This is a genomic window from Streptomyces sp. A0958 (assembly GCF_004795035.1).
Taxonomy (GTDB): Bacteria; Actinomycetota; Actinomycetes; order Streptomycetales; family Streptomycetaceae; genus Streptomyces.
In genome coordinates this window covers 355,326-369,675 of the sequence record NZ_SSBK01000001.1, presented here as the reverse complement: position 1 = coordinate 369,675, position 14,350 = coordinate 355,326, and the positions used below count along the sequence as shown (strand labels likewise).

General features: G+C 69.7%; 17 protein-coding genes and 1 tRNA gene. 3 read left to right on the top strand and 15 right to left on the bottom strand.

The window, feature by feature from the left end:
- Nucleotides 1-63 precede the first annotated feature (63 nt).
- From rplJ to E6P78_RS01865, 7 genes are all read right to left on the bottom strand, one after another.
- Entirely contained in the window at nucleotides 64-621 is a 558-nt protein-coding gene (gene rplJ, locus E6P78_RS01895) for a 50S ribosomal protein L10 (RefSeq protein WP_018550657.1), read from the bottom strand.
- A gap of 294 nt (nucleotides 622-915) precedes the next feature.
- A complete protein-coding gene (locus E6P78_RS01890) occupies nucleotides 916-1,830 on the bottom strand; it encodes a hypothetical protein (protein WP_136201710.1) in 915 nt (304 codons plus the stop codon).
- A 158-nt stretch (nucleotides 1,831-1,988) separates the two neighbouring features.
- Complete coding sequence (rplA, locus tag E6P78_RS01885; RefSeq protein ID WP_136201709.1) at nucleotides 1,989-2,711, bottom strand: 50S ribosomal protein L1; 723 nt, start codon at nucleotides 2,709-2,711, stop codon at nucleotides 1,989-1,991.
- An 80-nt stretch (nucleotides 2,712-2,791) separates the two neighbouring features.
- The gene (gene rplK / locus E6P78_RS01880; RefSeq protein WP_018550660.1) at nucleotides 2,792-3,226 is read right to left on the bottom strand and encodes a 50S ribosomal protein L11; all 435 of its coding nucleotides are present in this window, start codon (nucleotides 3,224-3,226) and stop codon (nucleotides 2,792-2,794) included.
- Between the two features lie 176 nt (nucleotides 3,227-3,402).
- Nucleotides 3,403-4,254 (bottom strand): transcription termination/antitermination protein NusG, encoded by an 852-nt coding sequence (gene nusG / locus E6P78_RS01875; RefSeq protein ID WP_136201708.1) that lies wholly within the window; start codon nucleotides 4,252-4,254, stop codon nucleotides 3,403-3,405.
- A 74-nt stretch (nucleotides 4,255-4,328) separates the two neighbouring features.
- Nucleotides 4,329-4,613 carry a preprotein translocase subunit SecE gene (secE, locus tag E6P78_RS01870; RefSeq protein ID WP_136201707.1) on the bottom strand — a complete coding sequence of 95 codons (285 nt, stop codon included), beginning with the start codon at nucleotides 4,611-4,613 and terminating at the stop codon, nucleotides 4,329-4,331.
- 106 nt (nucleotides 4,614-4,719) lie between these two features.
- Nucleotides 4,720-4,792 (bottom strand) — tRNA-Trp (locus E6P78_RS01865).
- Between the two features lie 225 nt (nucleotides 4,793-5,017).
- On the opposite strand from E6P78_RS01865, the gene E6P78_RS01860 reads away from it, so the two are divergent.
- Complete coding sequence (locus E6P78_RS01860; RefSeq protein ID WP_136201706.1) at nucleotides 5,018-6,244, top strand: pyridoxal phosphate-dependent aminotransferase; 1,227 nt, start codon at nucleotides 5,018-5,020, stop codon at nucleotides 6,242-6,244.
- Between the two features lie 121 nt (nucleotides 6,245-6,365).
- On the top strand, nucleotides 6,366-7,388 hold the full coding sequence (locus E6P78_RS01855) for an adenosine deaminase (protein WP_136201705.1): 1,023 nt from the start codon (nucleotides 6,366-6,368) through the stop codon (nucleotides 7,386-7,388).
- Nucleotides 7,389-7,428: 40 nt separating this feature from the next.
- On the opposite strand, the gene E6P78_RS01850 is transcribed toward E6P78_RS01855, so the two are convergent.
- Entirely contained in the window at nucleotides 7,429-8,028 is a 600-nt protein-coding gene (locus E6P78_RS01850; protein WP_136201704.1) for a TetR/AcrR family transcriptional regulator, read from the bottom strand.
- A gap of 87 nt (nucleotides 8,029-8,115) precedes the next feature.
- Between E6P78_RS01850 and E6P78_RS01845 the strand changes: the two genes are divergently transcribed.
- Nucleotides 8,116-8,751, top strand: a complete 636-nt coding sequence (locus E6P78_RS01845) for an NAD(P)H-binding protein (RefSeq protein ID WP_136201703.1) — start codon at nucleotides 8,116-8,118, stop codon at nucleotides 8,749-8,751.
- 32 nt (nucleotides 8,752-8,783) lie between these two features.
- On the opposite strand, the gene E6P78_RS01840 is transcribed toward E6P78_RS01845, so the two are convergent.
- The 7 genes from E6P78_RS01840 to rpmG all read right to left on the bottom strand — a co-directional run bounded on the left by E6P78_RS01840 (nucleotide 8,784) and on the right by rpmG (nucleotide 14,340).
- On the bottom strand, nucleotides 8,784-9,839 hold the full coding sequence (locus E6P78_RS01840; RefSeq protein WP_136201702.1) for a UDP-N-acetylmuramate dehydrogenase: 1,056 nt from the start codon (nucleotides 9,837-9,839) through the stop codon (nucleotides 8,784-8,786).
- 71 nt (nucleotides 9,840-9,910) lie between these two features.
- Nucleotides 9,911-11,365 carry an MFS transporter gene (locus E6P78_RS01835; protein ID WP_136201701.1) on the bottom strand — a complete coding sequence of 485 codons (1,455 nt, stop codon included), beginning with the start codon at nucleotides 11,363-11,365 and terminating at the stop codon, nucleotides 9,911-9,913.
- Between the two features lie 98 nt (nucleotides 11,366-11,463).
- Entirely contained in the window at nucleotides 11,464-12,012 is a 549-nt protein-coding gene (locus E6P78_RS01830) for a TetR/AcrR family transcriptional regulator (RefSeq protein ID WP_136201782.1), read from the bottom strand.
- Nucleotides 12,013-12,131: 119 nt separating this feature from the next.
- Nucleotides 12,132-12,977 (bottom strand): SDR family oxidoreductase, encoded by an 846-nt coding sequence (locus tag E6P78_RS01825; protein WP_136201700.1) that lies wholly within the window; start codon nucleotides 12,975-12,977, stop codon nucleotides 12,132-12,134.
- A gap of 195 nt (nucleotides 12,978-13,172) precedes the next feature.
- The gene (locus tag E6P78_RS01820; protein WP_136201699.1) at nucleotides 13,173-13,601 is read right to left on the bottom strand and encodes a MaoC family dehydratase; all 429 of its coding nucleotides are present in this window, start codon (nucleotides 13,599-13,601) and stop codon (nucleotides 13,173-13,175) included.
- On the bottom strand, nucleotides 13,601-14,053 hold the full coding sequence (locus E6P78_RS01815) for a MaoC family dehydratase N-terminal domain-containing protein (RefSeq protein WP_136201698.1): 453 nt from the start codon (nucleotides 14,051-14,053) through the stop codon (nucleotides 13,601-13,603). Before E6P78_RS01815 ends, E6P78_RS01820 begins: the two co-directional genes overlap by 1 nt.
- A gap of 122 nt (nucleotides 14,054-14,175) precedes the next feature.
- Nucleotides 14,176-14,340, bottom strand: a complete 165-nt coding sequence (rpmG, locus tag E6P78_RS01810; RefSeq protein ID WP_003956487.1) for a 50S ribosomal protein L33 — start codon at nucleotides 14,338-14,340, stop codon at nucleotides 14,176-14,178.
- Between the last annotated feature and the right edge of the window lie 10 nt (nucleotides 14,341-14,350).

Genomic DNA, 14,350 nt, shown 5'->3' with positions numbered 1-14,350 from the left:
CGGCAGGTGCCGGATGTATATGTCGGCGGGCGTACGTGGGGCCCGCTGGACCGCTGAGCGAAATTACTCGGCGGCCTCGGCGGGAGCCGGCGTACCGGCACCGCCCTGCTCCTCGAGCTTGACGCGAAGCGCTTCCGCGGTGCGGACGAACTTCGACGGCAGCGCCTGGAAGAGCTGCGCAGCCTGAGTCTGCTTGCCCTTCATGGCACCGGCCAGCTTGGCGAGCAGAACCTCGCGGGACTCGAGGTCCGCGAGCTGCTTGATCTCATCGGCGGACAGCGCCTTACCGTCAAGGACACCGCCCTTGATGATGAGGTTGGGGTTGTCCTTGGCGAAGTCACGAAGACCCTTCGCCGACTCCACCGGGTCACCGGTGACGAAGGCAACCGCCGTCGGGCCTGCGAACAGGTCGTCCAGCGTGTCGATCCCGGCCTCGTTGGCCGCAATCTTGGTCAGCGTGTTCTTCACCACGGCGTACTGGGCGTTCTCACCGAGCGAACGGCGCAGCTGCTTGAGCTGTGCCACGGTGAGACCCCGGTACTCGGTCAGCACGGCGGCGCTCGAGCTGCGGAACTGGTCCGCGAGCTCGGCTACCGCTGCAGCCTTGTCGGGCCTTGCCATGAGCGTCGGCCTCCTTCCGGGTGATGAGGACCGCTCAAAAGGCCCGGAAAGACGAAACGCCCCGGCGCAGGCGCCAGGGCGTAGCTCGACCGGAACGAAGTCCGGGAGCTATCCACAGTCACCTGCGCAGGTCGTCCGCATCAACGGAGCCTTCGGTTGCTCGAACCCGTCACGGATTCAAGACAACGACCAGCGGTCTTTGGCTTCTGCGAAAGACTACGCGACCGGGGTCGCGCCGAGCAAATCCGTCCCACTTCGGGTGGGCCCGGGGGGTTTGAACTCGCCGGAATCCGGTTAGGAAGCCGCTCCCCCGATGGCCCCCTGCTGCTGCTTCATCAGCTCGGTGAACTCGACGGTCTGGGCGGCCGGCGGACGCTCGACCGAGACCTTGGTTCCGTAGTCGCTGTAGAACACCGTCGAGTTCAGCTCGCCGGTCTTCATCCGGCCGCGCTCGGTCTTCTTCACGAGCAGGTCGTTCCCGTCGACCCAGATGTCCACGGTCTCCGTGGTGATCCCGGCGTCGGCCAGCTGCTTCTTGAGGGCGGCCAGCTCGTCGGCGTCGAGCTCGGCGTTCTTGGCAGTCAGGTCGGCGACGTCCACCGTGCCCGAGTAGTGCGTGGCGGAGACGCCCCGGACGTCCTCCTGGCCGACCTTCTTCACGTCGCCGGAGGCCAGCAGCGACTTCACCCCCTGGTCCGGGGTGGTGTTCTCCATCTGTTCCTTCAGCGCCGCCCCGGAGGCGCCGCCCATCTGGGCGAGGTCGTCGTAGCTGTAGCTGATCCAGCGCTTGCCGCCGGTCTGCTGGGACATGGCCTCGCCCATGTCCACCGCGTACCCGTCCTTGAAGTAACGGGCCTCCATCGTGCCGTCGCTGCCGAGCTGCTCCATGGTGTCGGCCATGGCGCCGCCGGTCTGCGTGATCTGCATGGTGCCGGTGATGCCGTCGGACCAGTCCATGACACCGGACTGCTTCATGGACATCGCGCTGCCCATGGTGGTGGTGCCCTCGACCTTGGCCGAGTGCGCGTTGCCGGTCTTCTTCTGCACGGCGATCAGCGCGGCGATCGGGCTCGCCTTCGCCACCGAGTCGCCGCCGCTCCCGCTCTTGGCCTTGCCCCCGTCGTCCGATCCGCCGCAGGCCGCGACCGACGTAAGAGCCGCCACCACGGCCACGGACAGACCCACGCGCCGTACGGTATTGCTCACCATCTGCGATTCCACCCCTCGTTCGAATCTCGGTGACCCACGCCGAAGCGGGGCACCGACAGTCATGTCCACGTACGAATGAGGACGAGCCCCGCACCTCGAAAGGTTGCGGGGCCCGTCCCATGTCACACGTGACGCGACGGTCGTACGAGCGCGAGGGCTCAGACGGCGGCCGGGTCCTCCTCGACGAGGAGGTTACGGGTGCGGTTGGAGTCCAGCGGGATGCCGGGGCCCATCGTGGTCGCCAGCGCGGCCTTCTTGATGTAGCGGCCCTTGGCGGCGGACGGCTTCAGACGGAGGACCTCTTCCAGCGCCGCCGCGTAGTTCTCCACCAGCTTGGTCTCGTCGAAGGAGACCTTGCCGATGATGAAGTGCAGGTTCGAGTGCTTGTCGACGCGGAACTCGATCTTGCCGCCCTTGATGTCGTTGACAGCCTTCACGACGTCGGGGGTGACGGTGCCGGTCTTCGGGTTCGGCATCAGACCACGCGGACCGAGCACGCGGCCGAGGCGGCCGACCTTGCCCATGAGGTCCGGGGTCGCGACGACGGCGTCGAAGTCCAGACGGCCCTTCGCCACCTCGTCGATGAGCTCGTCGGAGCCGACGATGTCGGCTCCGGCGGCTTCCGCGGCCGCAGCACGGTCACCGGTCGCGAAGACCAGGACCCGGGCGGTCTTGCCGGTGCCGTGCGGGAGGTTCACGGTGCCGCGGACCATCTGGTCGGCCTTGCGCGGGTCGACACCCAGGCGGAAGGCGACCTCGACGGTGCCGTCGAACTTCGTGGAGGCGGTGTCCTTGGCGAGACGGACGGCCTCGAGCGGGGCGTACAGGCGCTCCCGGTCGATCTTGGCGTCCGCAGCGCGGAGGTTCTTGCTGCGCTTCACTTCTACTCCTGATGGTTTCAGAGTGTGGAGTCGTGGTGCGGACCAGCGCTTGGTCCTACCACTGAGGGGGTGGGGCTGAATCAGCCTTCGACCGTGATGCCCATGGAACGGGCGGTGCCGGCGATGATCTTCGACGCGGCGTCGAGGTCATTGGCGTTCAGGTCGGGGAGCTTCGTCGTGGCGATCTCGCGGACCTGGTCGGCCGTCAGCTTGGCGACCTTGGTCTTGTGCGGCTCGCCGGAGCCCTTGTCCACACCCGCGGCCTTGAGGATCAGCTTGGCGGCCGGCGGAGTCTTGGTGATGAAGGTGAAGGAGCGGTCCTCGTAGACCGTGATCTCCACCGGCACGACCATGCCACGCTGCGACTCGGTCGCGGCGTTGTAGGCCTTGCAGAACTCCATGATGTTGACGCCGTGCTGGCCCAGCGCGGGGCCGACCGGCGGGGCCGGGTTGGCCGCACCGGCGTTGATCTGGAGCTTGATAAGCCCCGTGACCTTCTTCTTCTTGGGAGGCATGTGCTCTCTCCGGGTCCTAGTGAGAGTTTTCGCCGTCATCCGGTCATCCGGATGCAGGCATACCGCACAACGATAACGGGTATAGCTGCGCGACCAAAAACCGAGCAGGTCAGACCGGCTTCGACAGCCTGTCTGACCTGCTCGGTAGGCATGTGTCCAGAAGCGAGCGGAAAGCGCTAGTTCTTCTGGATCTGGTCGAAGCTGAGCTCGACCGGGGTCTCGCGACCGAAGATCTCGACGAGGCCCTTGACCTTCTTCGAGTCGGCGTTGATCTCGTTGATCGTCGCCTGCAGCGTCGCGAACGGGCCGTCGGTGACGGTGACCGAGTCGCCCACCTCGAAGTCCAGGACCTGGACCTCGACCTTGCGGGACGGGGCCGGCTTGCCCTCGGCCTCGGCGGCCTCGCGGGCGGCCTTCTCCTCGGCCTCCGGCGCGAGCATCTTGACGATCTCGTCCAGGGTCAGCGGGTACGGGTCGTAGGCGTTGCCCACGAAGCCGGTGACGCCGGGGGTGTTGCGGACGACGCCCCAGGACTCGTTCGTCAGGTCCATACGCACCAGGACGTACCCCGGGAGCTTGTTCTGACGGACGTTCTTGCGCTCGCCGTTCTTGATCTGGACGATTTCCTCCTCAGGCACCTCGGCCTGATAGATGAACTCCTCCACGTTCAGCGAGACGGCGCGCTGCTCCAGGTTGGCCTTCACACGCTTCTCGTAACCGGCGTACGTGTGGATGACGTACCACTCGCCCGGCAGGCCGCGAAGCTCCTCGCGCAGGGCGGTGACGGGGTCGACGGGCTCGGCCGGCTCGGCCTCCTCCTCGTCGGCGGCGTCCGTGGTCTCCTCGGCGTCGTCCTCGGAGTCCTCGTCGGCGGCACCGGCCTCGGGGGCCTCGTCGGCGGCGTCGGCAGCTTCGGCCTGGTCCGGCTCCTCGGCGTCCGCCGCCTCGACGATGTCGAGCTCGTCCTCGGCGGACTCGAAGGCGCCCGCCGTCGGCTCGACGGCGTCGTTCAGGTTCGGGTCAGACACGGTGGCTGCTTCTTCCTGGATACATATGGGTGGAACATGCGAAAGGGGCGCCCATGAGGCGCCCTCCGCGTGGATCAGCCGAAGACGTACTTGACGACCCGCGCGAAACCGAAGTCAATCACGGTTACGAGACCAATCATGACGACCACGAACACGATCACCACGGAGGTGTACGTCGTCAGCTGGTTGCGCGTCGGCCAGACGACCTTGCGCAGCTCGGCGATGATCTGGCGGTAGAAGAGCGCGAGACGGCCCAGAGGGCCCTTCTTGCCGCGCTTGCCGCCCTTCCGGGTCTTCTTCGACTCGGGGACTTCGTCCTCGGCATCAGGCATGTCGATGGAGCCCACGGCGTCCGTCACGCTTCTCACCTGATTCCGGGTCGTGGCCGTGCCGCGCCCGGTGGAGCCGCACGGCGGTGCATTGAAGTACGTACATGCGCACACATCCTGGCGAAGGAGTGTGTAGCAGGGCCGGAGGGACTTGAACCCCCAACCGCTGGTTTTGGAGACCAGTGCTCTACCAATTGAGCTACGACCCTTTGTGGTTTCCACCAACCTACCGCATGCTCCCGGATGTGCCGGATGCAGGAACGGTGCGGCTGGTGAAGGCCAACGACAGGTGAGTGTACGTGCTCAGCGGCCCGGCGTCGAACAGATAGCTCCTGACCGCTCCCGGCCTCTTCGTGTCCGCATCCTGTCCGAGTGCTGTCCGGTCCCTGAAACCCCTGTGCCGACGGGGAAAACGGTCTGCGAGCATGGGGGGCATGAGCGCTGCTACTTCTCCGTCCGAGAGCCGGGTCTCCGCCCGCATCGGTGCCATCTCCGAGTCCGCCACCCTCGCCGTCGACGCCAAGGCCAAGGCCCTCAAGGCCGCCGGCCGCCCGGTGATCGGCTTCGGTGCCGGCGAGCCCGACTTCCCGACCCCCGGCTACATCGTCGACGCCGCGGTCGAGGCCTGCCGCAACCCGAAGTACCACCGCTACACGCCGGCCGGCGGGCTCCCCGAGCTCAAGGCCGCCATCGCGGAGAAGACGCTGCGCGACTCCGGCTACGAGGTCGACGCCTCCCAGATCCTGGTGACCAACGGCGGCAAGCAGGCCATCTACGAGGCCTTCGCCGCGATCCTCGACCCGGGCGACGAGGTCATCGTCCCGGCGCCGTACTGGACCACCTACCCCGAGTCGATCCGCCTGGCCGGCGGCGTCCCGGTGGAGGTCGTGGCCGACGAGACCACCGGCTACCGGGTCTCCGTCGAGCAGTTGGAGGCGGCCCGTACCGAGCGTACGAAGGTCGTCCTGTTCGTCTCCCCGTCCAACCCGACCGGTGCGGTCTACAGCGAGGCGGATGCCGAGGCGATCGGCCGCTGGGCCGTCGAGCACGGCCTGTGGGTCATGACGGACGAGATCTACGAGCACCTGGTCTACGGGGACGCGAAGTTCACCTCGCTGCCCGCGATCGTGCCCGAGCTGCGCGACAAGTGCATCGTGGTCAACGGCGTCGCCAAGACGTACGCGATGACCGGCTGGCGCGTGGGGTGGATCATCGGCCCCAAGGACGTCGTGAAGGCCGCGACCAACCTCCAGTCGCACGCCACGTCCAACGTCGCCAACGTCTCCCAGGCAGCCGCGCTGGCCGCCATCTCCGGGGACCTGGAGGCGGTCGCCGAGATGCGCACCGCCTTCGACCGGCGCCGCAAGACCATCGTGCGGATGCTCAACGACATCGACGGCGTGTTCTGCCCGGAGCCCGAGGGCGCGTTCTACGCGTACCCGTCGGTGAAGGATCTGCTCGGCAAGGAGATCCGCGGCAAGCGCCCGGCCACCTCGGTGGAGCTGGCGGCGCTGATCCTGGACGAGGCCGAGGTGGCGGTCGTCCCGGGCGAGGCCTTCGGCACGCCGGGCTACCTGCGCCTGTCGTACGCGCTGGGCGACGACGACCTCACCGAGGGCGTCTCGCGCATCCAGAAGCTGCTGAGCGAGGCGAAGGCGTAGTCTCCGCCCCGATCCCGTGAGCGACCCCCGGCCCCGGCCGGGGGTCGCTTTCGCGTTCGAGGGGCAACTCGATGGGGAAAGCGGCTACCGCGACGCCCCGTCCGTGCGGCAGGATCTTGGAATGGAGCGTGATGTACGTCTGTTGCCCAAGGCCCACCTGCACCTGCACTTCACCGGGTCGATGCGGCCCACGACGCTGCTGGAGCTCGCCGACAAGTACGGCGTGCGGCTGCCCGAGGCCCTGACCGGCGGGGAGCCCCCCGAGCTGCGTGCGACGGACGAGCGCGGCTGGTTCCGCTTCCAGCGGCTGTACGACATCGCCCGGTCCTGCCTGCGGGCCCCCGAGGACATCCAGCGGCTGGTGCACGAGACCGCCCAGGAGGACGTGGCGGACGGTTCCGGCTGGCTGGAGATCCAGGTCGACCCCACCTCGTACGCGCACCTGCTCGGCGGGCTGATTCCGGCGATCGAGATCATCCTGGACGCGGTGGACAGCGCCTCTCGCGGGACCGGGCTGCCGATCCGGGTGGTCATCGCGGCCAACCGGATGAAGCACCCGCTGGACGCCCGGACCCTCGCGCGGCTCGCCGTGCGGTACGCGGACCGGGGCGTCGTCGGCTTCGGGCTCTCCAACGACGAGCGGCGCGGCATGGCCCGTGACTTCGACCGGGCCTTCGCGATCGCCAGGGAGGGCGGTCTGCTGGCCGCCCCGCACGGGGGCGAGCTGTCGGGCCCGGCCAGCGTCCGCGACTGCCTGGACGACCTGGATGCCTCCCGGGTGGGGCACGGCGTGCGGGCGGCCGAGGACCCCCGGCTGCTGCGCAGGCTGGCGGAGAGCGGGGTGACCTGCGAGGTGTGCCCGGCGTCGAATGTGGCGCTCGGCGTCTACGAGAAGCCGTCCGACGTGCCCCTGCGCACGCTGTTCGACGCCGGTGTGCCGATGGCGCTCGGTGCCGACGACCCGCTGCTCTTCGGCTCCCGGCTGGCCGCGCAGTACGACCTGGTGCGCCGCCATCACGCGTTCACGGACGAGGAGCTGGCCGAGCTGGCCCGCCAGTCGGTACGGGGTTCCTCGGCGCCCGAGCCGGTGCGCGCGGAGCTGCTGGCGGGGGTCGACGACTGGCTGGCGAAGCCCGCGGCCTGAGCCCGGGGCCGGCGGCCCGGGGCCGGCGGCCGCCGGCCGGCTACTGGCCGAGGCCGCGCAGCAGGGTCCGGGCGAGGGACGCGGCGAAGGCGTCGAGGGACTGCGGCGGTTCGCCGGTCTCCGTGGCGTCGTACGCGAACGCGCGCTGGGCGCAGGCCCCCACCAGCAGGGAGGCGGCCGCGTAGGTGTCGGCGTCGGCGGGTACCCGGCCCGCGGTCTGTTCGGCCCGCAGATAGGTGTCCACGCCGCGAATGGGCAGGTGGGGGCCGGTTCCCAGTTCGCGCATGGCTGCGTCGTGGCGTTCCTTGAGCCTCGGCTCGGCGTACAGGGACGCGGCGATCGGGAAGCTCTGCTCGTAGAACAGGGCGGCCTGGCGGGCGATGGCGGTGAGGATCTCCTCGACCGAGCGCTCTCCCGCGCCCGGGTCGGCGATGAGCTTGCGCAGGTCGACCTTGGGGAGCCGTTCCTGCAGGACGACCACGAAGAGCTCTTCCTTGCTGAGGAAGTGCTTGTAGAGCGCGGCCTCCGAGCAGCCGGCCGCCTTGGCGATCTCCTTGGTGGTGGTCCGGGCCAGGCCCTTGGTCTGCATGAGCTGGTGGGCGGCGTCGATGAGGCGGGCGCGGGCCGGCTTCTGCTCCATGTGCGCTCCAACGAGGCTTGACGGGTGGGTGAGTACCCACTCACTCTAGAGGTGAGTGAATACTTACTCACCTTGGAAGGATGTGCCATGAAGCTCACGGTGTTCGGTGCGACAGGCGGTATCGGGCAGGAGATCGTCCGCCAGGCGGTGGCGGCGGGGCACGAGGTGACGGCGGTGGTCCGCGATCCCGCCCGGCTCGCGGTGCCCCTCTCGGACGTCACGGTGCACGCCGCTGCCCGGATCGACGACCCGGAGGCGCTCCGCGAGGCGGTGGCGGGCCGCGACGCGGTCCTCTCCGGCCTCGGGGCCAGGGGCCGCAAGGCCGAGGGGATCGCCGAGCGGCTGACCCGCACCGTGCTGACGGCCATGGAGGCGGAGGGCACCCGGCGGCTGCTGGTGGTCAGCGCCGCCCCGGTCGCCCCGGAGCCCGCCGACGACCCGCTGCTGGACCGGATGGTGCGCTCGGTGATCGGCGCTGTCCTCAAGGATGTGTACGCGGATCTCACCGCGATGGAGGCGGCGCTGGCGGCCTCGGCCACGGAATGGACGTCGGTGCGTCCGCCGAAGCTGACGAACGGTCCGATGACGGGCACCTACCGGACGGTCGTCGGCGGCAATCCGCGCAGCGGCCGGACCATCTCCCGGGCCGATGTGGCCCACGCGATGCTGGCGCTGACCGACGACCCGGCGACGGTGAAACAGGGCGTCGGCGTGGCGTACTGAGCGCGGCGTGCCGAGCGTGCCGCGCGCAGGTCCTACAGGCTCACGCCCACGGTCACCGGTTCGTTGACGAGGGTGACGCCGAAGGCCGCGTGGACCCCGGCGACGACCTCGCGGGCCAGGGCCAGCAGGTCTTCGGTGGTCGCCGCGCCCCGGTTGGTGAGGGCGAGCGTGTGCTTGGTGGAGATGCGGGCGGGTCCGGTGCCGTAGCCCTTGGTGAAGCCGGCCCGGTCGATGAGCCAGGCCGCGGAGGTCTTGGTGCGGCCCTCGCCGGCCGGGAAGGCGGGGGGCGTCACGTCGGGGCCGAGCCGGTCCGCGACCCGGGCCAGGAAGGCGTCGAACTCGGCCTGTTCCAGGATCGGGTTGGTGAAGAAGGACCCGGCCGACCAGGTGTCGTGGTCCTCGGGGTCGAGCACCATGCCCTTGCCGGCGCGCAGCCGCAGCACGGTTTCGCGGGCGGCGGCCGCAGGAACGCGCTCACCCTCCGCGACGCCCATGGCGCGCGCGGTTTCGGGGTACTTGAGCGGCGCGGAGAGGCCGCCGGACTCCTCCAGACCGAAGCGGACGCGCAGCACCACGTACCGGTCGGGTTCGGCCTTGAAGCGGCTGTGCCGGTAGGAGAACGCGCACTCGGAGTTCGGGAGGGTGACGGTTTCGCGGGTCCGCCGGTCGTAGGCGACGACCTCCGTGATGGTGGAGGACACCTCCTGCCCGTACGCGCCGACGTTCTGGATGGGGGTGGCGCCGGCCGAGCCGGGGATTCCGGCCAGGCATTCGAGGCCCGCGAGGCCGGCGTCCACGGTGCGGGCGACGGCGTCGGTCCAGGTCTCCCCGGCGGCCAGTTCGAGGGAGGCGCCGTCGAGCACGAAGCCCTTGGTGGCGATGCGCAGGGCCGTGCCCTCGAAGCCCTTGTCCCCGATGACCAGGTTGCTGCCGCCGCCGATGATCAGGAGCGGGGTGCCGCTGTCGTCGGCCTCCCGCACGGCCTCGACCACCTCGGCGTCCGTCGTGGCGGCCAGGAGGCGGGTGGCGGGGCCGCCGAGCCGGAAGGTGGTCAGGGGGGCGAGGGGCGCGTCGTGGAGTTCCTGCACGGGGACAAGAGTACGGTCCGTGGCCCCGCCGGCTGGGCGGGGCCACGGACCGTACCGGGTGTGGAGCCGGTTCAGGCGGGTACGGAGACCCGCTCGTCGGCCGACTCCGCGACCCGCACCGTCTCCGTGGCCGGTTCCGGCGTCCCGGCGGCGCGGCGGCCCGGGATCATCAGCGCGACGAGCGCGGCCAGGGCGACCACTCCGGCCCCGATCCAGACCGCCGGCACGGTCCCGTCGGTGAAGGACCGGGCGGTGTCGATGCCGCCCTGCGAGGAGAAGACGGTGGCGAGCACGGCGACCCCGAGGGCGCCGCCGACCTCGCGCAGGGCGTTGTTGGCGCCGGAGGCGATGCCCTGTTCGCCGGGGCGGACGCTGGACATCACCAGGCTGGCGGCCGGGGCGAAGTACAGGGCCATGCCGATGCCGCCGGTGATCAGCCCGGGCAGTTGCGAGGCGTAGGAGGCGTCCGGGGCGATGGCCATGGCGAACAGGCCGAGGCCGGCCGCCTGGAGGGCGAGACCCGTCACGACCACCGGGCGGCCGCCGAACCGGTCGGAGAGCATTCCGGCGACGGGCGCCACGAGCATCGGCATCCCGGTCCAGGGCAGCATCCGCAGTCCGGCCTCGGTGGGCGAGTAGCCCAGCACGCCCTGGAGGTACTGGCTGAGCAGGAAGATCGAGCCGAACATCCCGAGGAACATCAGCATGCTGGAGACGTTGATCCCGAAGAACCCGCGGTCCCGGAAGAGGCGCATGGGCAGCATCGGCTTCTCGGCCCGGAAGCCGTGGTGGACGAAGCCGCCGGTCAGCGCGGTGCCGGCGATGAGGGAGGTCAGGACGGTCGGGCTGGTCCAGCCGTCGGAGTTGGCGTTGACGAGGCCGTAGACGATGCCGAAGAGTCCGCCGCTGACCAGGAGGGTGCCGGGGATGTCGAGCCGGGCGCCGGGGGCGTACGACTCCGCCAGGCGGAAGCGGGCGAGCGGCAGCAGGAGCAGGCCGATCGGCACGTTGAGCCAGAAGATCCACTGCCAGGAGATGTGCTCGGTGAGGCTGCCGCCGATCAGCGGTCCGCTGGCCACCGCGAGGCCGGTCGCGGCGCTGAAGATGCCCAGCGCCATGCCCCGGCGGGCGGGTTCCACGGCGGCCGTGAGCAGGGTGAGCGTGAGCGGCATCATGATCGCGGCGCCGACGCCCTGGACCGCGCGGAAGGCGATCAGTTCGTTGATCCCGGGCGAGAGGGCGGCCGCGGCGGACGCGCCGGTGAAGACGGTGAGCCCGGTGAGGAAGAGCCGGCGGCGGCCGAAGCGGTCACCGAGGGCGGCGCCGAACATCAGCAGGACGGCGAAGGTGAGCGTGTAGGCGTTGACCGTCCACTCCAGCTCCTCCATCTCTCCGCCGAGGCTTTCGCGGATGGACGGCAGGGCGGTGGTGACGACGAGGTTGTCGAGGGCCGCCATGAATCCGGCGACGCTGGTGATGACGAGGGCCCAGGCCGCTCCCGCGCGGCCTGTCGTGTGGTGGTTCACTGCTCCCCCTGGCGGGTTAGTCATTGATTACTAACTTCTTCGGGCAGAAAACCGGGCCGAACCCGGGTCGCGTTGTTTCAGATGATCGGTTGGACCGTTCAGATGATCGGCTGGGCCGAGGCGTAGAAACCGGACCACATCCGGTGACCGGCCGGAAAGCCGAGCGAGGTCAGGGTGTTGGCGAGCATGCCGTAGGCGAGGAAGCCCGTGGCCTCGTCGACATCGGCGCCGAGCGCGATGTTGACCGAGTCGAACAGCTCCACCCAGCCGGCCCGCACCGACTCCCCGAACGCGTGGTCACCGGCCGCCTCCGCGGCGGCGACGGCCGCGTACACCTGCATCTGCATCAGCAGTTTGTCGGGGTCGTCGGCGATCAGCAGCTGATAGGCCCTCGCCATGGAGTGGAGCGCCTCTTCGCCCTCCAGTCCCTCGGCCGCCTCCGCGAAGACCTGACGGGTCTCCAGGAAGCAGCGCTCGGAGGCCGCGAGGAACATCGCCTCCTTGTTGGGGAAGAGGCGGAAGAGGTACGGCTGCGAGACACCCACGCGCTTGGCGATCGCCTCGGTGGACGTGGCGCTGTATCCACCGCGGGCGAATTCGGTGATCGCCGCCCGGATGACGCTCTCGCGCCGTTCATCTGCACTCATCCTTGCCATGCCGGTAAGTTATTACTCAATCACTAACTTAGTCAAGCGGGTTACCGCCCCGGCACGCCCGGCGGGACGCGCTGCCCCGGCCGGGCGCCCCGCCGCGCAGCCGCAGGAGGTCAGTCCCGGACCGGTGTTCCCGGGCTCATGTCGTACGCCTTCTGCACCAGGTCGGGGCGGCGGCCGTCGTTGAGCTGCCGGTCCCACTGCCCATCGACCTGCTCGCGGGCCTGCTGCTCCATCTCGGCGGGCAGCAGGTGCCGGTAGCGGCGGTCCTCGCCGAGCAGGACCCGGACGGTGCGCTCGTAGACCGGTTCGGGGTCGTACTGCTCGTGCGGGAAGGCCAGCTCGGCGTAGTCGAAGAGACGGTCGGCGGGGCTGTCGCGCCACTCCTTCCACGTTTCGAACATGGTGTCGTTGAAGCCGGTGAGGAAAGGGCCGGGATTGATCGTGGCGACCGTCACGCCGAATTCGGCGAGTTCCTGGTCGAGGGCGTCGGCGAATGCCTCCACGGCGTGCTTGGAGCCCGCGTAGGCGCCGGTGAACGGGTCCACGGTGAGACCGGCGACCGAGGACATGAAGACGATGCGTCCGCTGCGGCGGGCCGCCATCTGCCGGGCGATGCCCTGAGTGAGCAGGACGGGGCCGAAGACGTTCACCTCGAACTGCCGGCGGAGCCGCTCCTCCGGGATGTCGGCGGTCGCACCGCCCTCGGACACCCCGGCGTTGTTCAGAAGGACCTCGACACCCCAGCCCCAGGCGCTCTCCCGGTCGCCGGGGTCGGTGACGTCCAGCTTCTCCACGCGCAGCTCGACACCCCGCTCCCGGGCCTCGGCGCGCACCGCGGCGACCTGGGCGATGATCTCCACGCCCGCGATCACCTCGTGCCCCGCCGCCGCGAGCCGCAGGGCCACCTCCTTGCCGAAACCGCTGCCCGCTCCGGTGATGAGAATCGGTCCCGTCATGGTTCTCCCGCTTTCCGTGCTGGTACCCGGCCGGTCCGCACCGGGCCTCTCGGCGTCTCCCCGCCCGGCCCGTATGCCCGCATATCGGCACGATAGGTCCACGACCACGAGGGCGCCTCCGGGCGGAACGGGCACGCACGGCCCACGCGTAAGGGGCACGGCCCATGGACCGTGCCCCTTACACCGCGTACGGCTTCAGCTCAGCTGCACCACGGCCCGGGACATGCCCAGGACCTTCTTGCCGTCGCTCATGACCGTCAGGTCGACGCGCACCCGCCGGTCGTCCAGCAGGGCGCCCACCTTGCCGCTGACCTCGATGACCGCGCCCTTGTCGTCATCGGGCACCACGACCGGCTTGGTGAACCGCACGCCGTACTCGACGACCGAGCCCGGGTCCCCGGCCCAGTCCGTGACCACCCGGACCGCCTCGGCCATCGTGAACATGCCGTGCGCGATCACGTCCGGCAGCCCGACCTCACGCGCGAAGCGCTCGTTCCAGTGGATCGGGTTGAAGTCGCCCGAGGCACCCGCGTACTGCACGAGCGTCGCCCGGGTCACCGGGAAGGACCGCGCCGGCAGCTCCGTGCCGACCTCGACCGCCTCGTAACTCACCTTCGCGGTCATCACGCCTCCTCGGCGGCGCGCGCCACCAGCTTCGTCCACGCGGTCACGACGTGCTCACCGGACTCGTCGTGGACCTCGCCCCGGACGTCCAGGATGTCGTTGCCCGCCATGGACTTGACGGCCTCGATGGTCGAGGTGACCGTCAGCCGGTCCCCCGCGCGCACCGGGCGCGTGTAGACGAACTTCTGGTCGCCGTGCACCACCCGGCTGTAGTCCAGGCCCAGCTGCGGGTCCTCGATGACCTGGCCGGCGGCCTTGAAGGTGATCGAGAACACGAAGGTCGGCGGCGCGATCACGTCGCTGTGGCCGAGCGCCTTGGCGGCCTCGGGGTCGATGTACGCGGGGTGGGCGTCGCCCACGGCCTCGGCGAACTCGCGGATCTTCTCCCGTCCGACCTCGTACGGCGCGGTGGGCGGATAGGTCCGCCCCACGAAGGACTGGTCGAGCGCCATGAGCTCGCAACCTCCTGATGAAAGACGACTGGGCCGACGTGCAGCCCCATTCAACGGCACACACACCCGCACAACGACACGAGGCCGCCCCCAGAGGGGACGGCCTCGTGTACGAGCCTGATTCAGCGCGTTTCGCGGTGCGCGGTGTGCGAGTTGCAGCGCGGGCAGTGCTTCTTCATCTCAAGACGGTCCGGGTTGTTACGCCGGTTCTTCTTGGTGATGTAGTTCCGCTCCTTGCACTCCACGCAGGCCAGCGTGATCTTCGGGCGGACGTCGGTGGCAGCCACGTGAGTGCTC